Here is a 22,947-nt window from a genome sequence, read left to right on the forward strand (position 1 = left end):
CCATCCCATGAATCCACCCATTCATTCGATACTTAAAGAATACTGGGGCTACAGTGAGTTCAGGCCTTTACAGGAAGATATTATCCATTCTGCACTGGCAGGGAACGACACACTGGCCCTACTGCCAACCGGTAGCGGAAAATCCGTCTGCTACCAGGTGCCGGCAATGGCTATGGACGGAATCTGTCTTGTGATCAGTCCGCTTATTGCGCTGATGAAAGACCAGGTACAGCAACTGCGAAACAAAGGAATTTCCGCCCTCGCGATCCATACGGGCATGTCGTACAAAGAAGTGATGAAAACAATGGAACTCGCAGTAAACGAGCGGGTGAAACTATTGTATGTGTCACCGGAACGGCTGCAGACAAAATTATTCCGCGAATTCCTCCCGGAAATGAATGTGAGCCTGGTCGCAGTTGATGAAGCCCACTGTGTTTCGCAGTGGGGTTATGATTTCCGGCCAAGCTACCTGCAGATCAGCAGCTTACGGGAATACCTGCCCGAAGTGCCCATGCTGGCACTTACCGCATCCGCAACGCCGCTTGTCAGGGAAGATATCGTTACACAACTTAAACTGAAAAATGCCCGGGTAATCAGTGGTTCATTTGACCGTGAAGGGCTCTCCTACAGCTGTTTTGAAGAACCCAATAAACTGAACAAGCTGACCAACATTCTTACCCAGGTTCAGGGCACCGGAATTGTGTATTGCAAAAGCAGGAAAAAGACTGTTGAAGTTTGCAGGCACCTGAATGAACAGGGATTGCCGGCCATATTTTACCATGCTGGACTTGACCAGGAAACCCGCCATGAGCGCCAGCAACTGTGGACCAGCAACCAGGCGAGGATCATGGTGAGCACCAACGCTTTTGGAATGGGCATTGACAAAGCCGACGTGCGAACGGTTGTACATTTCGATGTGCCGGATTGCATGGAAAATTATTACCAGGAAGCGGGTCGGGCAGGACGGGATCGCAAAAAGGCCTACGCTGTTTTGCTCTACAACCCGGCGGAGTTTGCATCGATGCTGGAACAGGTGGAAAAGAAGTTTCCTGACCTCGAGACCATTCGGAAAGTGTACCAGTCGGTAGCCGATTTCCTGCAAATTCCTTCAGGCGCGGGAGAAGGTAATACATACGATTTCGACCTCGGTCGCTTCTGTACCAATTTCGGCATTGACCGGGTGGTGGCCATCAATGCGCTGCAGATCCTGCAGAGCGAAGGCTATTGTGCGTTGAATGAATCCGTGTTTCTTCCGCCTAAAGTGCAATTCATCAGTGACCGTGGGTGGTTGCAGGAATTCCAGCGACTATATCCCCAATACGAGGAGCCGGTAAAAAGCCTGCTCCGGAATTATGAAGGTCTCTTTACTTACCCGGTATCCATTAACGAGAGCTATCTCTCCCGCAGTTGGCGTAAAGAAAGGGAAGAAGTGAAGGAGATCCTGCAGGCGCTTCACCGTCATGGCATCATCCGTTATGAGCCGCTCAAGGATCAGCCGCAGTTCACTTTGCTGGCCGAGCGGGTCAGGGCTGAATACCTGCGGGTAAACATGAACGTTGTACAGGAGCGAAAAAAACTCGCACTTGATCGGGCAGCAAAAATGAAGCAGTATGTTGAGTCACGTGAATGCCGCAGCGTTTTCATCGGCAAATATTTCGGCGACGAAAAGATCCAACCCTGCGGCATATGCGATAACTGTCTCGCCAAAAACCGCAGGCGCGTAGCTACCGGAACGATAACAAAAGATATATTGAAGCTTTTGTCTGCATCCCCGCTTAGCCCGACGGAAATTAAACAGCAGCTGACCTACGAATGTGATGACAACAGTTTGTGGAACGCATTGGATTTCCTGCTCGCTGAGGAGCGGGTGATCGCAGAAGAAGATGGGTTGTTCAGGCTGAAATAGAGCAATAGCTTTTGAGTTATCCCTACCACAAACTCTTTTTCCTCGAAGATCTTCCACCAAGTCCAAGGGCACCGAGTAAGGTGCGGGTGATTACGCTGGCGGCGGTTCGTCCGACCTGGCGGGCAGCGGAGCTGTCGAGCATTTCTTCGAGGACTGATTTCTCTTCTTTGGTCCGGCGGGAAGCTGGTTTTGCTGCCACCGCTTTTTCCTTTTCAGTCTCTGCTGCTTCGGCTGCTTCTTCGAGCTTGGCAGTCAGTAATTCATACGCGCTTTCGCTGTCGATGGCCTTGTTGTATTTCGCCACGAGTTTACTGGACCCGGTGATCTCTTTGATCTCGTCGTCGGAGAGAATATCCATACGACTTCGCGGAGCCACCAGTAAAACATGAGCCAGTGGTGTGGGAATGCCTTTTTCGTTGAGCATGGTTACGAGGGCTTCCCCGATCCCCAGCTGGGTAAGTAATTCGTCGGTTTTATAAAAGGCAGTCTCGGGATAGTTTTCTGCTGTTTGCTTGATCACCTTGCGATCAGCGGCGGTGAAGGCCCGCAGGGCGTGTTGGATTTTCAATCCAAGTTGTCCCAGCACATCCTTCGGCACATCCATCGGGTTCTGTGTACAGAAGAAGATGCCGATGCCCTTCGAACGGATGAGTTTGATGATCGTCTCGATCTGCTGCAGCAGCGCTTCACTGGCTTCCTGGAAAATGAGGTGGGCTTCATCGATAAAGATCACCAACTTGGGCTTGTCCATATCCCCTTCTTCAGGACTGGAGCCATACAATTCGGCAAGCAGCTGGAGCATAAAAGTGGAGAAGAGCTTGGGGCGGTCCTGCAGGTCGGTGACGCGCAGGATGGAGATCATCCCGCGACCATCATCAGCAATGCGCATCAGGTCATCCACTTCAAAACTCTTTTCGCCGAAGAACTGGTCAGCGCCCTGTTGCTGCAGTTCCACAACCTTGCGCAGGATCGTACCTGTTGAGGTGGTGGACACCTTTCCGTATTCCTTTTCGAGCTGCGCTTTCCCTTCATTACCTACATATTGGAGCACCTTGATAAAATCCTTCAGGTCGAGGAGCGGAAGCTGGTTGTCGTCGCACCATTTAAAGATCATGGCTACGAGCCCGGACTGCGTATCGTTCAGACCGAGGATCTTACTGAGGAGCACCGGCCCAAACTCACTAACAGTGGCCCGTAACCGAACGCCGGGCTCATTGCTGAGGGTAAGCAGTTCAGCGGGATATGCAGAAGGCACATAATCCATCTGCAGGTGTTTGTAGCGCTCGGTGATCTTTTCATTGGCGCTTCCGGCTGCGGCAATACCGCTCAGGTCGCCCTTGATATCCATGAGCAATACCGGGATGCTGTTGTCGCTCAGCACCTCGGCGAGCACCTGCAGAGTTTTGGTCTTGCCCGTACCTGTGGCCCCGGCGATGAGGCCGTGCCTGTTCATGGTCTTAAGCGGCAAAAGGATATCTGCGCCGGGAATGGGTTGTCCATCAAGTATTGCCACACCTATTTTCGCCGAGTCACCTTTGAAGGAATAACCTGCCTTTATTGCTTCCTGGAAGCTGTTGGTATCTGCCATGTGAAAAGATTGGCAGGGAAGATAAAGAAAAGTCTAAAATTCCTCGTCTCTTTCGAGCATCAGGATGGCGCTCTGCGGAACGATAAAATATCTTTCATTCTCGTACATCACTTCGGTGGCTCCGCTTAAGAGAAAGATGGCCAGGTCTCCCTCCTTCGCCTGCAGGGGAATATATTTCACCTGGTCTTCCTGTTGCTTCCAGGTCTCATCTTCAGGTGGAGTCGGAATGGCATAACCCGGGCCGGTGCGGATCACATAACCCTGCTGCACTTTTTCCTTCTCCTGCACGCCGGGCGGGAGATAAAGTCCGCTGACGGTTTTCTCATCGGGCTTCGACGGGCGGATGAGCACCCGGTCACCGATCACAATCAGTTTCTTCAGTTTGTTGTCATTTGTCAGAAGCATACGTAAAATTAAGATGTCCATTTAACAAAAGATTATCCCCTATAGGTTTAGCTGCAGAAATGATTTAATTTTATTTTATCTAATAAATTACCAGTTATGGAAGAAAAGAAAGCGAAAATATTGTTGTGCGAAGACGATCAGAACCTTGGACTTGTTTTAAAGAATTACCTGGAGCTGAATGATTTTGATGTGGTGCTGGAACGCGACGGCCGGCTTGGACTGGCTGCTTTTCAACGCGAAAAATTTGACCTCTGCCTGCTTGATGTAATGATGCCGAACATGGATGGATTTTCGCTGGCTGAAGAGATCCGTGACATTGACCCCGATATTCCTTTATTCTTTCTGAGCGCCAAAACCATGAAAGAGGATATCATCCAGGGATATAAACTGGGTGCTGACGACTATATCACCAAGCCCTTCGACAGTGAAGTATTACTGATGAAGATCAAGGCGATCCTGAAGAGAAATGAAGAACTGAATAAAGAAAACGAGAACAAGGAATTCGACCTCGGAAGTTTTCATTTCAATCCCAAGCTGCGCGAGCTTAGCCATGATGGTCAGACGCAGACCCTTTCTCCCAAAGAGAATGAGTTATTGAAAATGCTTGCCGAACACATGAATGATCTACTGCCCCGTGAGCAGGCGCTGAAAAAGATCTGGGGTAGCGACACTTACTTCAACGGCCGCAGTATGGACGTGTACATTGCGAAGCTGCGCAAATATTTGAAGGAAGATTCCACTATCGAGATCGTGAATATACATGGGAATGGGTTCCGGCTCGTGGTTCCACAGAATGCGTAGCGTGCACTTACTGGCGAATGGCCCCTTCTAAAATGTTTTCAGCATAAAGGCGCCAGGGAGGAATTTTAGATTTCCCCCTTGGCGTCTTTGCTTTACCGGGGGCTAAGCCGTGAGTGAAATCACCGGTCTATTCAGGTTCCTAGAATAACTGTGGACTTCCTCCGCCTCGTGGAGTTCTCCCTAAATGCTCATAAGCTTTTGCCGTCACTTCACGGCCGCGGGGAGTGCGCTGGATGAAACCTTCCTGGATGAGGAATGGTTCGTATACTTCTTCGAGCGTGCCGGCTTCCTCCCCCACTGCGGTGGCGATGGTGGTAATGCCGACGGGGCCGCCCTTGAATTTTTCAATAATTGTTGCGAGAATGCGGTTATCCATTTCATCGAGTCCGTGCTCATCCACGTTCAGTGCTTTGAGTGCGTGACGGGTAATGCCCAGGTCGATCTGTCCATCGTTGAGTACCATGGCGAAATCGCGGACCCTGCGCAGCAGTCCGTTCGCGATCCGTGGCGTTCCCCTGCTGCGACCGGAAATTTCGGCGGCAGCTTCCGCGGAGATGGGCGCATTCAGCAACCCCGCACTGCGATTGATGATGCGCTCAAGGGTAGCGCTGTTGTAATATTCGAGGCGCGATTTGATGGCGAACCTCGACAGCAGCGGTGCGGTCAGCAACCCGCTCCTGGTCGTAGCGCCTATGAGGGTGAAGGGATTCAGGTTGATCTGGATGCTGCGGGCATTGGGACCGGAATCGATCATGATATCGATCCGGTAATCTTCCATGGCGGAATACAGGTATTCTTCCACGACCGTGCTTAACCGATGGATCTCATCGATGAAAAGTACATCGTTCGCCTCCAGGTTGGTCAGCAGGCCGGCGAGGTCGCCGGGCTTTTCTATCACCGGACCGGAAGTCTCCTTGATATGCACACCCATTTCATTGGCGACAATGCGGGAGAGGGTCGTTTTGCCAAGGCCGGGAGGGCCATGGAACAATACATGGTCCAGCGCCTCGCCGCGGATCTTTGCTGCCTTAATGAAGATTTTCAGGTTCTCGATGATCTGCGACTGGCCAGCGAAATCTTCGATCTCTTTGGGCCGGAGACTGTTCTCAAATTCCCTTTCCGCTGAATTGAGCTGTGAAGGATCTGGTTGTAGATTCGGATTGCTCATTTTGTTCGCTCCAATATTAACACAATAATTTTACTTGCATATACAAATAGATAATCGCTACCTTTGAAAAGATGAAAACTTCAGAAAGCAGGTATTGCAAATGTATGTATTTCGCCAGCGGTGCCCTCGCCCGGAAAATGGAGAAGCTGGCCATTGACACCTGGAAAAAAGTGGGGTTGTCACCCAGCCACGCTTACCTGCTGATGATGGTCATCGATGATCCGGGAATTCAGCCCGGCACCCTTGCAAGCGAACTTCAGCTGAGCCCAAGCACCGTTACCCGCCTGATCGAAAAGCTCGAAGAGAAAAAGCTGGTTGTCCGCACCAACGAAGGAAAGCTGACAAATGTATATCCCACACCCAAAGGAAAGGACCTGCTACCAAAACTGAAATCATGCGTGGCAGAATTTCACGACAGCTACTCTGCCATTCTTGGAAAGGAAGAAAGCGCAAGACTGGTTCACAACATCAATAAAATCACGGACAAACTGTTCCCTTAATTTTTTTTCACTCATCATTTGTACATACAAACATAGTTTATGAAATACGTAATCACCGGCAGCGCAGGAAATATTTCACGCCCGCTTGCTGAAAAACTACTCGAATCAGGACACGAAGTAACCGTTATCGGTCGCAATGCCGAACACCTGAAAGTGCTGACCGACCAGGGTGCAAAAGCTGCGATAGGATCTGTTGAGGACAGGAAATTCCTTTCGGAAGCATTCCGTGATGCAGATGCTGTATATACAATGGTACCGCCCATCTACATTGACAACGACTGGAAGGGATACATCGCAGGCATTGGTGAAAACTATGCTGCAGCATTAAAGGACTCACGGGCCCTGTATGTAGTTAACCTCAGCAGTTTTGGTGCGCACCGGCCTGATGGCTGTGGACCTGTATCAGGACTCCACCGTGCGGAACATGCACTCGATTCACTCGCAGGAAAAAACGTACTCCATCTCCGGCCGGGGTATTTCTATTCCAATTTCCTGTCCAGCATCGGCATGGTCAAAAACATGAATTTCATTGGCAGCAATTTCGGCGGTGAAGGATTCAAACTGGTGATGTCGTACACAGGCGACATTGCAGAGGAAGCGGCCAAAAAGCTGAACTCCCTTTCTTTTTCGGGAAAGTCATCTGTATATATTGCCAGTGACGTACGTTCAACCGAAGACATTGCACGTGCATTCGGATCAGCGATAGGTAAACCTGACCTGCCATGGGTCACTTTCACGGATGAGCAAATGAATGATGGGCTGCTTGCGGCAGGCCTGCCCGGTGAGATCGCAAAAAATTATACGGAAATGGGTAAGGCCCTGCGGACCGGCATCATGGCGGAAGACTTCTTCAAACACCGGCCCGCAAGGCTCGGCAAAACTTCACTGGAAGACTTTGCAAAGATCTTCGCAGAGAGTTACAATGCGGGTTAACTGAAATTATTTCTCTCTTACCTGGACGGATATCCGACGATCAACTTTACGTTCTTCGTCGGATGCCGTTTCCGGAATTTTTGCAAACTGCGATCCATATCCTTCAGCACCCGTCACCTGGCCGGAAGTACCACCGGAATTTTTGATGGCATTCATTACTGCTTCTGCCCTGTCCTGGCTCAGCTTCTGGTTGGCTGCAGCATCACCGGTCTTATCTGTATACCCGCCAATCTTGATCTTCAGTTTGGGATATGCTTTAAGGATGGCCACAAGATTTCCGACCTGCTTCTGGCTTTCACCGGTAAGTGTTGAGCTTCCAGTTTCAAAATTGATATTATCGAAATCAAACCACCTGTCTTTCCCTGCTGTGCAGGCCGCATCATTGAGGCAGGCGACAAGCTGGTCTTCGATTCCTCCGCGGTATGCATCCAGTTCGGTGCCGTCCGGAAGTTTCACCATCATCGAAGTTCTTGTTACTGCTGCTGCTGCAGGCTCCGTATGTGCTACCGTGTCATGTGTGACAGGAGCATGGCTAACCAGTTTATCATCGTCTTTATGTCCGCCGCAGCCCTTTACCAGGTATAAAAGCAACGCTATTGCAGCCACGCCAAGCAGGACTGGCGTCAGCCAGCGGCCTTCATTAACTTTAGTTTGCGTGGTCTCATGAACGGCGTGACGTGCTTCGTGTACGGTACGTTCAGCACCAGTTACCACTCCGGGTACTACGCCAGACAGGTTGAGTCCCGGCGGCAGGGCATTCATAAATGCCGATTTCTGCCTCGCCAACATGCCGCTCAAATCTGATGCGTTGAGGTTATTTCCACTTGCATGCTTCCCGATTAATCCGAGTATGAGCGGAACAACGGATCCCACAAGAGTTGCAGCAGATGACCCCTTTACACCGGCAAATTGTGCAATGGCATTGGCGATGCCACCAACTTTATCACCCAGCACACTGCTCAGCAACCCGGGTGCGAAATCGGGGATCCCACCGCCACCAGCGCTGTACGCTGAGGCGAGGCTATTCAGGATGCCCGTGTTGTTGGCTTTGTTGGCAGCATCCAATACTGCCTGGGCACCACCTGACTCAGCTTTCAGAGTTATACCGAGAAGAGAAGCGGGAATCAACCCGTTCAATGCCTTACTAACGGAGGTTTCAGGTTCACCCATGTAAGAAGCGGCTCGGCTGAGAATGTCGGGAGTAAGAAAACCCTTTACTGCATCCAGGATATTAAATGCCATAACAACCAATTTTAAGTTAGAAAATATGGTGTGGATGGGGTCTGGAATGGGGTCTGGAATACTACAAGTTACAGCTATTAATTCGTTTTTTTGAGCCATGCGGAAAGCGCCAGGTAAACGCCATTGGTCCACCCGAAACCATCCTGCGCCGCATACTCACCACCACCGGCGGGCTGGTTAAGGTCGGCTACATTGTATTTCTCCATCATTTTACCTGTTTCCTTAAACACTTTTTCATTCAATTGCAGCCAGCGGTTCGAAATTTCCTTTGCCAGGCCTATCTGGCCAGCGCGTGCGAGCCCGGCAATCGACATCCATTGCAATGGTGCCCAACCGTTAGGGTCATCCCACTGCTCACCGGTATTATATACACTTGTGCTGATACCCCCGGGTTTCAACAGCTTCTCCTTAACCACTTCACCGGCCTGTTGTCCCAGCACGCTAAGGTATCCCTGCTTTTGCGGGAAGAAGCAGAATGGATACAGGCCGGCGGGAGTAACCGCATTTGTCACCTTACCTTTTTTGAAATTATAGTCGGTGTAAAATTTCAGGTTGCTGTTCCAGCAGTATTTGTCCACCGCTACCTGCCTTGCCGCGGCAAGTTTTTCATATTTTGCCGCACCTGAATCGTCGCCGGAGATCTGCTTCGCGCGGGCGATCACCACTTCCATATTATACATGAGGGCGTTCAGGTCAACCGGGATGATATCGGTCGTTTCAATTGTTGTAATGTTCTTTTTGTCGTCGAACCAACGGCTGCTGAAATCGATGCCGCTGGTTGCACCCGCACGCAGGTGCTGGTACATCTCCACCTTGTTGCGTTTCGAACGTCGTGCGGTTTCCACATCTTCACGCCAGCTTTCCTGGCGCGGCACTGTGCTTTCATCCCAATACCTGTTCAGCAGGGTGCCATCTTTCATCCTGACTACGTACCGCACTTCCTGTCCCGGTTTCAGGTCAGCCCCGCCCTGCATCCAGTAACGATGTTCTTTCTCGAGCTGCGGCAGGTAAACTTTGTAAATGCTGTCCCCCTTCACTCCTGCAAGCAATTCAACCATCAGTGAGAAAAACGGCGGCTGCGACCGGCTGAGATAATAGGTACGGTTACCATTCGGAATGTGCCCGTAGGTATCGATCAGGTAAGCAAAGTTCTTTACCATATTCTCGATCATTTCATTCTCGCCGCTTTCCTTGAGCCCCAGCATCGTGAAATAGGAATCCCAGTAATAGATTTCCCGGAACCTTCCGCCGGGAACAATGTACGGGTAAGGCAAAGGCAAAAGAGACGAACCTTTTACTTCTTTGTCCGGCTCGCGCCTGAGCACCTTCCATAATCCCTTTAAGTGTGTAATGATATCTTCATTCGGGTTGGTCTTATACTGGTCGGCAGGATTCTGCGGCACTTCGAAATTTTCCTGTACAAAAAGGTGAAGGGAGAACCTGATGGCGGGATTCTTTTTGATAGCCAGGTAATCTTTTACGATCTCTGCCGGATCACGCTTAGGGATGCAGTCCACGAAGGTCTTACCATCAGGAAAGATCTTCGCTTCCTGGACATCTGTAAACAATTCGCCATAGATCTCATCAGGCGTCTGAACTGACTTTTTTTGTGCCATGACTGACAATGTACAGCACAGGAACAAGAAAGAAAATATCGTGTTTCTCATACGCTGTTCAATTACTATTCAAGTTACGACTTTACCTTATCACCTTTTTACTTCATAGGTTTTCTTCGCTGGTCCCACACCCGTTAACGTTAGTTTCTTCCATTGTGGCGGCAATACCGATTTAACCTGCACGATACCGTTGGATGTGATATCCAGTCCACCGAATCCCATCAGCACACTCTGCACAACTCCACCTGCGCCGGTTGCGAAATACGGGTTCGTTCCGCCACGCGTTTCGGCAATTACCCTGAAAGGCGGATTCAGGTTTGGCAGGTAGGAATCCTTAAACCAGTGATAAGCCTTTTCCGCGTTACCAAGGCGCGCATACAATGTAGTGAACACGGCCTGTGTCATAGCCGGGGTACCTTCATGCGGAACACGCTTTTCATAATACTCGAGGTCCTTCCTGATCGCAGCGGGATCGGTGATCTCACGCAATGGGTATGCCAGCAGGTTCACATCGGCCTGTTTAATGCCTTCACCATTATACGTGGCATGTTCACGGGTAACGCCATCCGGGAATTTCAGGATGGGAATATTATCCGCAACATGCATCCAATCGGGCGAAGCGGGTATGCCCAGCAGCTTCGCTGCTTCAGTCGCGAATTTCAGGTTGGCCTTTGCAGCTGCATTTGTGAAGGCGTTGTTGTTTACATTCTCTGCCCACTCATCGGCGGCGACAACATTGTTAATATCATATTTACCCGGTGCGTTCCTTTCCACCCTGCTGCACCAGAAGTCCGCGGTTTCGGAAAGTATCGGCCAGCCCTTTTCGCGCAGCCATTGCTTGTCCTGGCTCACACAGTAATAGTTCCACGCAGCGATGCCGACACATGCGGTAATATGATGTTCGAAGGGTCCGCTCAGCGCCCATACCGGTGTTTCTTCCACACCTGACTCGGCACTTTCCCAGGGGAACATGGCACCCTTGAATCCCTTTGAAAAGGCATTGCGTTTTGCCGCTTCCAGCCTTTTGAACCGGTACTCCACCATGCTCTTTGCAATGGCGGGTTGCAGCACCAATAGCGAAGGGTACATCCACAGTTCGGTGTCCCAGAACACGTGACCGTTATATCCCAGTCCACTCAGGCCCATGGGCGACGGCGACAAGGCAGTGCCTTCGCGGGTAAAGGAATAGAGGTGATAGATCATGCTGTGAATATCCTGTTGCGCCTGCAGATCGCCATCGATGAGAATATCGCTTTTCCAGAGTTCCTCCCACGCTTTCTTATGAAAATTCAGCAGCCTGTCGCGGCCTTCGAGCCTCGCATAAATGGTAAGCCGCTCTGCTTCGTTAAGCGGATCATCATGATGTGCAGAAGTAATGGAAGAGCCCGCTATCGAAAAACGGTACGACTGACCCGCCTTAAGTTTTTTCGAAAACTTCAGCAGGTGCATGTTATTGTCCCACATTTCATGGATCACGCGTGGCTCTTCGCCGTGATGTTCTTCAAACAAAAAGGTATTCGAAGCACAGAGCTGCAGCTTGCCGGTCGGGCTCTTTGCCGATGAGGTAAGCAGGCTGAGTACTACGTGCGGGCGATCAATCTCGTTGTAGTAATTCTGTACGTCGCGGAGCGCGTCAGGTGCTTCCATCACGCTGGCGGGAGTTATGAGGATATCCTTCTTTGCCGTGATACTAACGTCCATCAATACCGTATAAGGCAGATGACGGAGTGAATAATACGTATAAGAAACAGTAGCTTTATCGGTGTAATCGAATTCAGCAGTGAAAGATGCTTCCTTCATGTTCAGCGACTGTTTGAAGCCGGTAGCCTGCTTTGCATCGAGCCTTTTCCCGTCAATGTCGAGGGTCATGTTCAGCAGGTTGAAGCTGCGGAGGAAATTGCTCACCCGGCCGCGGCCGTACTGGTCATAGGCGCCGGCAAGCACCACGTCTTTCACCTTGAAAGGCTCTGCAGATGATACGATCCCGATCATGCCGTTTGCAACAGTTACGCCGTAATATTCCGAAGTGTTTATACTGTTCACCTGGATCTTCCATGGATCGGGCGACTGGCTGAAGCCGATGGAAACATAGAGAAGTTGGATTGCCAGCAGGGAAAGGAATTGTTTAATCATATGGCTTTTTTTAACCGTTGAGGATTCTCAAAGTGCTTATATTCCGGATAGGTTAATAAATTTACCAAGTGATCACAAGAATTTAAGATTTATGTTAAGGCGCAGAAAGTTTTTATCCGTTCTCATGTTGGGCATGCTGAGCCTTTTATTGCTCGTATCTGTTTCTGTACCACTAACGTTCACGACCAGGGCATTTGTTCCGTTTACACTGAACAAGACCATGGAGCAACTGGAACAGCCGCAGCAGATCAGTAAATGGTTCCTGCCCGCTACCGACGGCATACCACAAACCGAACACATGGTTTCGGTTGTTGATGCCATGCCGGGATACCTCACTTTTTCCCTTGTATATGATGGAACAAAAAAACAATTCCCTGTTGTTGTTTCGCGCGATCCTTCAAACAGTAAAAACTGTATAGTTTCCCTGCCGGTTGTGAACACGCTCTGGAAAGAGTTTATAGATCCGGATCCGCATGATGACATCATGGGCAACAGCATCCGGAATCTTGAAAGGTTTACGAACAGTACACGCCTGTATTACGGCTACCCAATTGCCCGCACAACTATTTCCGACAGCAGCAGTTTATATATCACTACCTCCACTGACACTACGAAATCTTCCATCCAGGCGGGCATCCTGCTTGATTCCCTTATCCAGTATGCCGGGCTGAAAAAGATCAGGTACTTCGGCAAGCGGATCCTTTACAGCCGCCATTATAACACCGATAGTGTGCAGGTTTTTGCAAGCATACTGGTGAACAGTACAGCAGAACCGAAACCATCTGCAGGCATCATCAAGAAGCCCGTCACTGCCGGCAAGGATATGCTGGTCGCTGAATATTCAGGTCCATACCGGAACGTTCCCGCAGTTTACAAGGCGCTGGAGCAATACAAGAAAGACTATTCGCTGGTCGGCGCCTCCGTTCCTTACGAGGAGTATCATTCGCCCGGCTACGGGTTCCAGCCAGACGACTCCGTGCAGCTTAAGGTATGCTTTCCCGTTTTCTGAAGTTTGAGTAAATTACATGACTACAAAACTGGCTGCAGGTCATGCATTGGCGCGTTTTCACCATGTTTATTTTACTCTTCTGCCTTCATGAAAAGGTGACGTTCGGCCAATTCTGCCTGCCCGATGTGTATGCGCGGGAATTCGAAGGTGATCTTGCGGCATATTATAACAACTCCATCAGGCACAACTCCGAATTAATTGTGGTGGGTCATACGCTCCAGCACCGCGACCTCTGGAGTGACCCCATGATCACGAAATATTCTTCAAGGGGGCAGGTACTATGGGCCAAACGCTACAATATCGCCGGCTACAATAACGGTTATTTTTATGCAGTAGCGCCTACGCCTGACAGTGGCCTTCTCGTCTCCGGCTTCTTCAGTATGCTCCGGAAGCGCCAGAACGATGGTGTTGTCGAATTACTCTATTCAGCGGCAATGTTGTGGAAACTGGACAAATACGGAAATATGGTTAACGGGAAGATCATGACTGCATTTGCCTCCTACTTCGTTTCCATCAACAGCCTGCTTGCTTTGAGAGAAGGCGGCTACCTCGCTGCGGGTACCGTAAATGGAAGAGGATATGCCCGTAACCTGCTGTTCAAACTGGATGACGCCCTGAACGTAGTGTGGGCAAACGAGTTCTATGATGAACACAGGACTTTTGCTTCCATAAAAATGTTCCAGCGAAAAAACGGGGAAGTGCTGATAGCAGGCAGCTCCATGGAGGATACGGAAGATCATTCGATGATCGCAAAAACAGGTTATTACTTGTTTAACGTGCGACCAGAAGGCGGGAGCCTTGCCTGGAGCAGGGCTTATCACTTTAATTCGGCACCGGTGAGCCGGCCTTCCTCATTACAAAACGTGCCCTTCATTGTGGAACATGATAACGGAAATATTTCACTGTTCAGCAGCTATTCAGACAGTACTGTATTTGTCCTGCTGCCGAATGTAAGAAGTGCACTGCATCTTGAAGTCAATGAATTTGGGGTGATCCGGCAGGCCACGGGAATAACCCACGAACAACCTGGCTGCAGGCTCATCGATGCACAATATGAACCGGAACAAAACAGGTTCATCCTGTTCACGGAAGATGGCGAATACAGTCGCCTCAGCGCTTACCGGTCGGGCGGGAATTCCGACTGGAGCCGTACCATGAGCAGGATAAACGGAAATTTAATGGGCTCTGCCTTATATCGCGACCGCTCTGGTTATCTGCTTTTTTTTAGTGGCAGGACACAGGTGGCCAACTCCGGTATCATCAAGACAGAAGCGGAAGGTGTGGCACCCTGCATGGAAACGCCTTCGCAGTTACTGACCAGGGATGTTACACCAGAATTCAGGCAGGAGAATATAGCGCCGCGATATACACCCGCGCAACGCAATCTTTTTGAAGACCTGCTTACCGGGCCGAACAAACCTGATTATCCCTGGAAGGCGAACACAGTTTGTGAAACAAATTGCTGTGTCAACATTCCATCAGACACCAGCAGGATCCAATTGTGCAACCAACCCTCCTACCAGCTCCCTGATTTTAAACAGGTGAGCCAGTCCGGGCTTTACTATACAAATCATACAACAGCTTTCGGCTGCGACAGCATTGCCTTTTATGATATTACCTTTTCGACCGTACCACAGGTGAACCTGGGTGCTGATACCTGTTTCAACAAAACCGACAGCCTGGTAATTTCCGGACCGGAAGGTTATGATACCTATACCTGGAATAACAGCAGCTCGCAGGCTTCATCCATCAAGATCACAGAACCCGGTACATATACACTTGAATTGGAAAACCATTGCGGAACAGGTAAGGATTCGATAGTCATCTACAAAGACTGCGCTTTCGAGATCCTGATGCCCAACGCGTTTACGCCAAATGGCGACGGCATTAACGAACAGTTCCGGATCCCCAAAAATAACCAGAACAGGCTTATCCGTTTCTCCATTTTCAACCGGTTCGGGCAGCTGGTCTTCGAAACCAGCGACATAAAAAAAGGCTGGGATGGCAACTGGAATAACAGCCCGCAGCCATCAGGAACATTCGTGTACCGGCTCGAAATGTTATCACTCGACGGCCGCAGTTTCACCCAAAAAGGAACAATTGCCCTGATTAGGTAAAATGCAATAAATTTATTGCCTATGAAACGAACTATTGTCTTTTCCGTGGCAGTTTTCATTCTCGCTTTCCTCGTTATTTCCTACATACCGGTAACTATCAGCCATGCTGTAAAGGTGTCGTACCCGATGGACAAGACAATGGAACAATTCCTTAGCTCGAAGTCACTTGCAAAATGGTATAACGAAGACAGTACGCAATACAAACTGAAAGTGACACCCATCAATCCCGCCACGCTTAATGTGTATGCAACTGACGCCAATGACCGGAAAAGGCATATCGTTATCACGATGACGCCCGACGCATCAAACCCACTGACTACTATTGTTACGATGAAAATGAAGGGGCACATCACTGAAAAACTGTTCCCCGGACGGCCACCAAAAAATAACCTGAGCCAATTGCTTAACAAGCTACAGGCATATATGGAAGATTCGGAGCGGATGTACGGATTCAGGATCCGGAAAACACTTGTCAGTGATACGACATTTATCTTCATGACCCGCACAGTTCCGACCACATCCAAACAGGAAGAAACAAAGAAGATCTTTAATGACCTGATTTCTTTTGCTGCAGCCAACAACATTACTTACAATGGCGTCCGGATCTTTCATACCGAAAGAATCAACAGGGAAACCATCCAGCTTTTTGCCAGTATCGGGGTCAGCAGCTATGTGCCTGATCATCCTTCAGACAGCATCCTGGTGAAGCATATGCCATATAAGAAGAACCTTCTTGAAGCTGAGTTCGAGGGTAAGTATGGAGATGCCGACAGTGTTTACCAGGCTCTCGATGCGTACAAAACTGATCGCAATCTCATCAATATGGCAATCCCTTATCAAAAATTTATTACGCCTGGTTACGGGTTCTCCGACACGCAGCGGGTACGCATCAACGTATACTACCCGTACTATTGAACCTTACAACTGCAAGGCTGTCGCTGTTCCGTATCATACATAGTGTATTCTTCATTCCATCAATACCGATTGGAAATACTTTCCTGACCTGGCCTTTGATACAAAGCGATCCGGTGGGTTCATACCTGAAGCTTCCTTTTCCATTGTTCACCAGCACGGTACCCATGTCCGCATCATTGCGGCCCATCTGGACATTATTTTCATAAAAATTACCTGCCAGGATAAGATCAGGAAACCCGTCTTCATTGATATCAGTTGCAGTTGCATGCATATACGGTGTTAATTGGGCCTGCCAGGGAAGCGCCTGCACTTCAAACCTGTTTTCTCCCTTGTTGATCAGGACAGAAGAGAGAAAATAATCTGCGGTCCGGACTTCGGAGGCAGCCAATTTTTCCTTGCCGAAGATCTGCTCTGGGTTGGCTTTTGCGAAATCACCGGCGTAAAGGAATTTCTTTTTCAGTAAGGGGATCTGTTTCTCCAATTCCATTTTGTTAGCGAATGGCAATTCCTCGCCGTGAATGTAATAGGTAACCAGCTGTTCTTTCTTCCCGTTTCCGTCAAAGTCATTGTAATACAACCGCACAGGTCTTTCTTCACTTGCTTTCAGCCTGCAGTTCATACCCATATTGCCTGCGACAAGGTCAATTTTGCCATCGCCGTTGACGTCAACGGGTAAAACAAAATTCCACCATCCTTTTTTATCGGTGAGCATTGTTTTCGTGAAGCGTCCCTGCTTGTTGACCATTGCGCAGATGCCATCCCATTCCAGGGCCAGGACAAGGTCCTTATCGCCATCATTGTCGATATCGGTCCATTCGCCATCGCGCACCAGGCCTATCTTACCATCAACTGATTTTTCGGTCGTGAACTTTCCCTTCCCATCATTTACCAGGAAATATGATTCAGGGATCTTGCCATATTCGTAAGGAACAGCACGTGCACCGACAAAGAGATCCACATATCCATCACCGGTAAAATCATTCGGCAGAATGCATGACCCGGTCAAATACACGTTGGAAAATGCATCCTTCTTCCTGGTCAGTTTCCCTTTGCCATCATTGAGGTACAACCTTGGCAACATCATTGAATCATGACCGTAATATTCATTACCACCACTGGCGACAAGCAAATCAGGAAAGCCATCACCATTCACATCTGCCCAGCATGCATCCACATCTTCGTAGTTGCTATCTGCTGCGAGTTCGGGTTGCGGTTGGCTAACAAATTTTCCACCGCGCTGTTGCAGGAAGACCTGTGATCTGAAACCCCGTGCCGATCCGGCAAATACATCGTCGAGCTTATCGCCATTGATATCGGCAATTGCCAATGCTGGCCCTTCCGTCGATAACATCCGGGGAACAAGGGGCTCCCGGTTGAACTCGACGAAATTATTTTCCTTATGCAGGTATTGCAGGCCGGTCTGCGCCGTTACGTTTTCGAAATCAGCAACCTCATGCTGTACAGGCAGCAGTTTGCTTTTATCAACCTTTGGCAGGCCGGGCGAATATTGAACGGTGATTTGTTTTTGCGTGGGTGAATAATTGATCTTTTGTACAGACTGATCGGGCCACAGCAGGATCAGCGAATCAACGGAAGTATTCCGAAGCCCGATGTGCAAGGGGATTTCCATCGACGACTGGAAGCCATGCACCGCCGTCTTTTCATAAGTCCGCACTTCAGTCCCACTGTAAAGAAATACGGTTGCACCCGAAGCATTTATATTATTTTCCGGACCCTTAAGCCTGATGTCCAGGTATGTGGCCGAATCCTTATCGTTTGCGGTATTCCGGTACAGCATCACAGGGTCGCTGATGTTGTTTACTACAAGATCGAGGTCACCGTCATTGTCCAAATCCGCATATACTGCACCGTTTGAAAAAGTGTTCTGATCATTTCCCACACTCGCAGCCAGGTCCTTGAACTGTGCGTTCCGATCATTCCGGAAAAAGCGGTTTGGCAATTTTATCCGCGGGAACTTATCAATGGCAGTCATGTCTTCTTTAGTAACCCTGGCCTCCCTGATCTTCTGCTGTAACTCATCATTGGTGATGTAGTTCACATAATCCATATCATTCAGCCGCCTCGGAATGCCGTTGGAAATAAAGAGGTCTTTCCAGCCATCATTATCAAAATCGAGCCAGAGCGGTGCCCATGACCAATCGCTGGCATATATACCCGCATACAATCCGACTTCACTGAACATGGCATTACCCCTGTTGAGCTGGAAGTTATTCCGCGCATACTGGTAACCATAACCGTAACCGATCTTCATTTTGAAGAGGTTGTATTCATCTTCTCCCAGTGAACGTCTCAAAATATACGGGTCATCCGGCAACATATCCATGGACACAAGTTCAGGCAGGCCATCATTGTTGATATCGCCGGCATCAACACCCATGGAGAACTGCGAGCTGTGCATGGTTCGTTCCTGCATTTCATCCCGGAACGTGCCGTTACGCTGGTTTATATAGAGGTAGTCGTTTTCGTGGAAATCATTGCCGATAAAAATGTCGGGATACCCGTCCATATTGATGTCGCTGATCACAATCCCAAGTCCATAACCAATGACAGAGCTGTTGATCCCGGTCTCCTTTGTAATATCCGTATATTGCCCGTTGTCATTCCGGAAAAACCTGTCGCCGGATAAGGGATGGTAAGTTCCCATAAACCTCTCGCGTTTCCCGAATGTTCCGTTATGATGAACAGAGTGATTCATCAGGAACATGTCGAGGTCACCATCAAGATCATAATCCAGGAAAGCCGCCTGTGTGCTGAAGCCTGAAAAGGACAATCCATATTCCGCTGACCGCTCTGTATATGTGGGGATGCCGTCCTTTATCCCATCACATACCAGCAACTGGTTGGCACCTTTAAGTCCTTCGAACTGGTCGACCCGGCAAACATAAAGATCCAGCAGTCCATCGCTATTGATATCCACAACAGAAACCCCGGTTGACCAGCCACTGTCTGCCGGAATGCGTGCCTCTTTTGTAATGTCACGAAAGTGAAGGTCCCCATCATTCAGGTAAAGTGTATTCTGTGCCTGGTTGCTCGCAAAGAACAGGTCAACCTTTCCATCATTATTGAAATCACCGGCCGCTGCACCTGCGCCATTATAGAAATACATGTACTTGAACATATTGAGACGCGCGGTTGGCGTAAGCTCATTGGAAAAATGGAGCCCGGTACGATTACTATCCAGCAACTCAAACTGCATGTCTTTGGCTTCCTCGCGACATCCCGCAAGGAGCATAACGCAACAGGTTGCGAGAACTCTTTCTATCCTGGAAATCATTGCCGTGATAATGGTGAATTATTGTATCGGTAAACTACAGCGCTGTCATTATTCTGGAGCACGAGCACGTGCTTTTGCTTACCTGCCTGGAATGGAACCAGGTCCCTCACTGCCCCGGACACCTGGATGCCGCTGGTTTTGTTGCTTGTATATACCAACTTTCTATTGCCTTCATTCAACATAAGGTGACCATAACTGGCATCGAGCCGGCAGAACTGCGGCTGGAGTGCAAAGACGTTTCCGCCCATTACGACATCCGGCTTATTATCTCCATTTACATCAGTGATGGCAATTGCATTCACTGATGACAGCTGCACGGGAACCGGAAGTTTAACAACTTCAAAATGTGGTTCCTTACTTCCGTACGCAACGCAGGAGGAAGTATAATTATATTCACGGGTGGCGGCATGATCAATATTGTCTTCAGAAAAAAGTTCCTGGATGGAACGCGAAGCATACTGGGCGTGCTGGAGGTTTTGTTTTTTCAGTGATGGCAATTGGTCGGTCAGTTCACGCTTCAGGAACACGGGTACATCACGATCGTTGATTGTCCTCGTGAAAACCTTTTCGACGTTCCCGTTACCATCAAAATCGTTGATCCATAATTTTACGGGGTGTGTACTATCCGGCCTGAGGTAAAAATTCTCACCCATGTTACCCAGCACCAGGTCATCATAACCGTCCTTGTCCAGATCAGCAGCAGCAACAGATTGCCACCATCCTTTCATGGAACTGAGATTGGTTTTTATTTCGCTGGCTTTCCCGGAGGCAAAGGAGAAAATCCGCGGCCCCATCCAATCGCCGACAACCACAAGCTCAGGTCTTTTATCGCCGGTTACATTTGCCCATACAGCACCGGTCACCATGCCCAGTGATGCAAGCGAAGGATTCAGTACGGAAGCCATGTCGCGGAAATTGCCATGACCGTCATTGATAAGCAGGTTGCTTTTTGGCGTAACGCCATAGTTCAGTGGCACAGAGCGGGCACCCACAAAAAGATCCAGGTCTCCATCATCGTCAACGTCATGCGCTACGGCAACTGCGATATTTGCGTTATTGGCGGGAAGTGAATTTTCATCGTAAGTAAAATTGCCCTTTCCGTCGTTGAGATACAACCGGTGATTCATCCTTATGCTTCCCTGCTGGTTGTTGCCACCGGAACCAATATATAAGTCAGCATCTCCATCTTTGTCGGCATCGAAGAACAACACAGCAACATCTTCCAGGTCAGCAAATCTTTTGAAGACCTCATTTTCTTTTTTGATGAAACCTTTTGCTGTCTGCAGGTATAATTGCCCCGATTGCTTTGCTGCGCCGCCGATATAGATATCATCGAGACCATCAGCATTCACATCAGCAACAGTTGCTTTCGGTCCTTCGCGGGACAGCATGATGGGAATATTTCTTTCGTTGTAGAAATCGACATAGTCGTCTTCAACATGTTTATCAAACTGCTGGTTCCTGGCAAGTTCAAAAAGGGATGAACCGTCAGTAGATGGTTTAATGTTCGTAGGTTTACCGGTTCCTTCTTTGATCGTATGCAACTTGTTAATGGCGAGTTTACCGAACGACTCGGTAATTCCGCCAGGCCAAATCACTACCACTGAATCAGCTTCATTTTTACCGAGGCCGAAGGTTATTTTATACTCTACAGATGATTGAAACCCGCGGGTAGGAACAAGTTCGCGCATCAGGACCTGGTTTGCCTGGTGGACAAAAATTTTCGCACCGATGGCATGGAGATTATTTTGCTTGCCCTGCAGGTTGAATGCGATATAGTTGAATTTATTCTCTTCGCGCGCATTGTTGCGGTATACAAAGGCTGGTTGGTTTACATTGTTCACCACCAGGTCAAGGTCGCCGTCGTTGTCGAGGTCTCCGTATGCTGCACCATTTGAAAAGGAAGGCTCAGCCATACCCCAGGCTTTTGCCTGGTCAGTAAATTTGAGCGACCCATCGTTGTGGAACATTTTATTTGGGATTGGCCTGCTAGGCATTTTTGCAATGATCTGGTCTACTTCTTCCTTTTTCCCGGTCATCACCATTTGCTGGATAATGTCATTGGCAAAGAAATCAATGAAGTCCTGGTCGGTAACATCACGATAAATCCCATTACAAATGTAAATGTCATTGAAACCATCATTGTCTGCATCGAAGATGAGCCCGCCCCAGCTCCAATCAGATGCTGCGACGCCACTGTAGAATGCAGTTTCCAGGAATTTCCCGTTGCCATTGTTTACCTGCAGTGTATTCTGCATGTACTGGTGGTAAAACCCTGACCTTTCCTTTAAGCGCTGCACGTCGATATTTTCGAAAGAGGTGGTTGTTTTCAGGCGCGTTTCATCGTCGGGCAACATTTCGGTAACAAAAATATCCGGTTGCCCGTCGTTGTTGATGTCGGCCATATCAGCACCCATCGAAGAATGACTGATGTGCTGCATCCAGTTTTCGAGTTCTTCCCGGAATGTTCCGTTCTTCTGGTTGATGTACAGGTAATCGCGTTCAAAAAAATCGTTTGACACATAAATGTCGGGATACTGATCGTTGTTCACATCGCCCACGGTAACACCAAGGCCAAAACTGATCAGGCTTCCATAGATGCCAGCCTGTTCGCTTACATCTACAAATTTTCCATTATCATTCCTGAGGAGATATGAACCACCGCCTTTCAGGAAATCGGCAACCGGCCAATCCTTAGCGCGGAGTTCTCGTTTATTTGAATAGTTGAGTGTATTAACCGGGATGAAGCTATTGTTGAGAATATAACAATCGAGATCACCGTCTGCATCAAAATCAAAAAAAGCGGCATGAGTAGTGTAGCCGTCGTTGGCGAGTCCATACTCGCGGGCTGCTTCCCGGAAAGTAAGGTCGCCATTGTTGATGAAGAGGGCGTTTTCCTGGCGCATCCCTTTCTGGTATCCGGCGTTACATACATAGATGTCGAGAAGGGAGTCATTGTTGATATCAACCATCACAACACCGGTGCTCCATTTACCGGACTCTTCAATTCCGGCTTTTGCGGAGATATCTTCGAATTTCCAATCGCCTTTGTTGATGTAAAGTTTGTTACTGCCCATGTTGGCAGTGAAAAAGACATCAGCGAGTCCGTCGTTATTGAGATCACCGATAGCACATCCGCCGCCGTTGTAAAAATTCCGGTAGCTGAAGATGTTGAAGTCTTTTGTATCGGTAACCTGGTTGGTAAAATCTATGCCGGTGTCGTCCATCGGCGAGAACATCGTTTTCTCTTTCTCTTTTTGTGAACAGGCGGCAAGCAGCAAGGGCAGCAGAACTAAAAGCGAAGCACGTCTCATAATGT

At 49.0% G+C, this 22,947-nt stretch carries 15 protein-coding genes; 7 read left to right on the plus strand and 8 right to left on the minus strand.

Annotation, left to right across the window (positions count from 1 at the left end):
- Nucleotides 1-7: 7 nt before the first annotated feature.
- Nucleotides 8-1,906, plus strand: coding sequence for a RecQ family ATP-dependent DNA helicase (locus tag OI18_RS20890; RefSeq protein WP_039143596.1), 1,899 nt, complete (start codon nt 8-10; stop codon nt 1,904-1,906).
- A gap of 22 nt (nt 1,907-1,928) precedes the next feature.
- Here OI18_RS20890 and OI18_RS20895 read toward each other — a convergent pair whose 3' ends face one another.
- Nucleotides 1,929-3,494: a helicase HerA-like domain-containing protein gene (locus OI18_RS20895; RefSeq protein ID WP_039143598.1), complete on the minus strand. Its 1,566-nt coding sequence runs from the start codon at nt 3,492-3,494 to the stop codon at nt 1,929-1,931.
- Between the two features lie 33 nt (nt 3,495-3,527).
- On the minus strand, nt 3,528-3,899 hold the full coding sequence (locus OI18_RS20900; protein WP_039143601.1) for a co-chaperone GroES: 372 nt from the start codon (nt 3,897-3,899) through the stop codon (nt 3,528-3,530).
- Nucleotides 3,900-3,995: 96 nt separating this feature from the next.
- Between OI18_RS20900 and OI18_RS20905 the strand changes: the two genes are divergently transcribed.
- On the plus strand, nt 3,996-4,700 hold the full coding sequence (locus tag OI18_RS20905; RefSeq protein WP_039143604.1) for a response regulator transcription factor: 705 nt from the start codon (nt 3,996-3,998) through the stop codon (nt 4,698-4,700).
- 139 nt (nt 4,701-4,839) lie between these two features.
- On the opposite strand, the gene ruvB is transcribed toward OI18_RS20905, so the two are convergent.
- Complete coding sequence (ruvB, locus tag OI18_RS20910) at nt 4,840-5,868, minus strand: Holliday junction branch migration DNA helicase RuvB (RefSeq protein ID WP_039143607.1); 1,029 nt, start codon at nt 5,866-5,868, stop codon at nt 4,840-4,842.
- A 71-nt stretch (nt 5,869-5,939) separates the two neighbouring features.
- Here ruvB and OI18_RS20915 point away from each other — a divergent pair, with 71 nt between their 5' ends.
- Nucleotides 5,940-6,368, plus strand: coding sequence for a MarR family winged helix-turn-helix transcriptional regulator (locus OI18_RS20915; RefSeq protein WP_039143609.1), 429 nt, complete (start codon nt 5,940-5,942; stop codon nt 6,366-6,368).
- A gap of 39 nt (nt 6,369-6,407) precedes the next feature.
- The gene (locus tag OI18_RS20920; RefSeq protein WP_039143611.1) at nt 6,408-7,301 is read left to right on the plus strand and encodes an NmrA family NAD(P)-binding protein; all 894 of its coding nucleotides are present in this window, start codon (nt 6,408-6,410) and stop codon (nt 7,299-7,301) included.
- 6 nt (nt 7,302-7,307) lie between these two features.
- Here the strand turns inward: OI18_RS20920 and OI18_RS20925 are convergent, their stop codons facing one another.
- The 3 genes from OI18_RS20925 to OI18_RS20935 all read right to left on the minus strand — a co-directional run bounded on the left by OI18_RS20925 (nt 7,308) and on the right by OI18_RS20935 (nt 12,292).
- A complete protein-coding gene (locus tag OI18_RS20925) occupies nt 7,308-8,543 on the minus strand; it encodes an OmpA family protein (protein WP_039143614.1) in 1,236 nt (411 codons plus the stop codon).
- 77 nt (nt 8,544-8,620) lie between these two features.
- Nucleotides 8,621-10,210 (minus strand): alpha,alpha-trehalase TreA, encoded by a 1,590-nt coding sequence (treA, locus tag OI18_RS20930; RefSeq protein ID WP_039143616.1) that lies wholly within the window; start codon nt 10,208-10,210, stop codon nt 8,621-8,623.
- 39 nt (nt 10,211-10,249) lie between these two features.
- Nucleotides 10,250-12,292 carry a kojibiose hydrolase gene (locus tag OI18_RS20935; protein WP_039143619.1) on the minus strand — a complete coding sequence of 681 codons (2,043 nt, stop codon included), beginning with the start codon at nt 12,290-12,292 and terminating at the stop codon, nt 10,250-10,252.
- A 91-nt stretch (nt 12,293-12,383) separates the two neighbouring features.
- On the opposite strand from OI18_RS20935, the gene OI18_RS20940 reads away from it, so the two are divergent.
- From OI18_RS20940 to OI18_RS20950, 3 genes are read left to right on the plus strand one after another with little or no spacing between them, the layout of a single operon-like run.
- Nucleotides 12,384-13,301 (plus strand): GyrI-like domain-containing protein, encoded by a 918-nt coding sequence (locus OI18_RS20940; protein ID WP_152616906.1) that lies wholly within the window; start codon nt 12,384-12,386, stop codon nt 13,299-13,301.
- Between the two features lie 41 nt (nt 13,302-13,342).
- Nucleotides 13,343-15,418 (plus strand): T9SS type B sorting domain-containing protein, encoded by a 2,076-nt coding sequence (locus tag OI18_RS24015; RefSeq protein WP_082038073.1) that lies wholly within the window; start codon nt 13,343-13,345, stop codon nt 15,416-15,418.
- Between the two features lie 21 nt (nt 15,419-15,439).
- Nucleotides 15,440-16,333, plus strand: a complete 894-nt coding sequence (locus OI18_RS20950) for a hypothetical protein (protein ID WP_039143625.1) — start codon at nt 15,440-15,442, stop codon at nt 16,331-16,333.
- Here the strand turns inward: OI18_RS20950 and OI18_RS20955 are convergent.
- Nucleotides 16,308-19,628 carry a VCBS repeat-containing protein gene (locus tag OI18_RS20955; protein ID WP_039143628.1) on the minus strand — a complete coding sequence of 1,107 codons (3,321 nt, stop codon included), beginning with the start codon at nt 19,626-19,628 and terminating at the stop codon, nt 16,308-16,310. The two genes, OI18_RS20950 and OI18_RS20955, sit on opposite strands and share 26 nt — an antisense overlap.
- Complete coding sequence (locus OI18_RS20960; protein ID WP_039143631.1) at nt 19,625-22,942, minus strand: VCBS repeat-containing protein; 3,318 nt, start codon at nt 22,940-22,942, stop codon at nt 19,625-19,627. Before OI18_RS20960 ends, OI18_RS20955 begins: the two co-directional genes overlap by 4 nt.
- Nucleotides 22,943-22,947: the final 5 nt, after the last annotated feature.

It is taken from the genome of Flavihumibacter solisilvae (assembly GCF_000814475.1).
GTDB lineage: Bacteria > Bacteroidota > Bacteroidia > Chitinophagales > Chitinophagaceae > Flavihumibacter > Flavihumibacter solisilvae.

What these genes read in the sequence shown, in the direction of transcription:
- OI18_RS20890 (WP_039143596.1), top strand. Translation starts at nt 8, where the DNA reads ATGAATCCACCCATTCATTCGATACTTAAAGAATACTGGGGCTACAGT.
- OI18_RS20895 (WP_039143598.1), bottom strand. Translation starts at nt 3,494, where the DNA reads ATGGCAGATACCAACAGCTTCCAGGAAGCAATAAAGGCAGGTTATTCC.
- OI18_RS20900 (WP_039143601.1), bottom strand. Translation starts at nt 3,899, where the DNA reads ATGCTTCTGACAAATGACAACAAACTGAAGAAACTGATTGTGATCGGT.
- OI18_RS20905 (WP_039143604.1), top strand. Translation starts at nt 3,996, where the DNA reads ATGGAAGAAAAGAAAGCGAAAATATTGTTGTGCGAAGACGATCAGAAC.
- ruvB (WP_039143607.1), bottom strand. Translation starts at nt 5,868, where the DNA reads ATGAGCAATCCGAATCTACAACCAGATCCTTCACAGCTCAATTCAGCG.
- OI18_RS20915 (WP_039143609.1), top strand. Translation starts at nt 5,940, where the DNA reads ATGAAAACTTCAGAAAGCAGGTATTGCAAATGTATGTATTTCGCCAGC.
- OI18_RS20920 (WP_039143611.1), top strand. Translation starts at nt 6,408, where the DNA reads ATGAAATACGTAATCACCGGCAGCGCAGGAAATATTTCACGCCCGCTT.
- OI18_RS20925 (WP_039143614.1), bottom strand. Translation starts at nt 8,543, where the DNA reads ATGGCATTTAATATCCTGGATGCAGTAAAGGGTTTTCTTACTCCCGAC.
- treA (WP_039143616.1), bottom strand. Translation starts at nt 10,210, where the DNA reads ATGAGAAACACGATATTTTCTTTCTTGTTCCTGTGCTGTACATTGTCA.
- OI18_RS20935 (WP_039143619.1), bottom strand. Translation starts at nt 12,292, where the DNA reads ATGATTAAACAATTCCTTTCCCTGCTGGCAATCCAACTTCTCTATGTT.
- OI18_RS20940 (WP_152616906.1), top strand. Translation starts at nt 12,384, where the DNA reads ATGTTAAGGCGCAGAAAGTTTTTATCCGTTCTCATGTTGGGCATGCTG.
- OI18_RS24015 (WP_082038073.1), top strand. Translation starts at nt 13,343, where the DNA reads ATGCATTGGCGCGTTTTCACCATGTTTATTTTACTCTTCTGCCTTCAT.
- OI18_RS20950 (WP_039143625.1), top strand. Translation starts at nt 15,440, where the DNA reads ATGAAACGAACTATTGTCTTTTCCGTGGCAGTTTTCATTCTCGCTTTC.
- OI18_RS20955 (WP_039143628.1), bottom strand. Translation starts at nt 19,628, where the DNA reads ATGATTTCCAGGATAGAAAGAGTTCTCGCAACCTGTTGCGTTATGCTC.
- OI18_RS20960 (WP_039143631.1), bottom strand. Translation starts at nt 22,942, where the DNA reads ATGAGACGTGCTTCGCTTTTAGTTCTGCTGCCCTTGCTGCTTGCCGCC.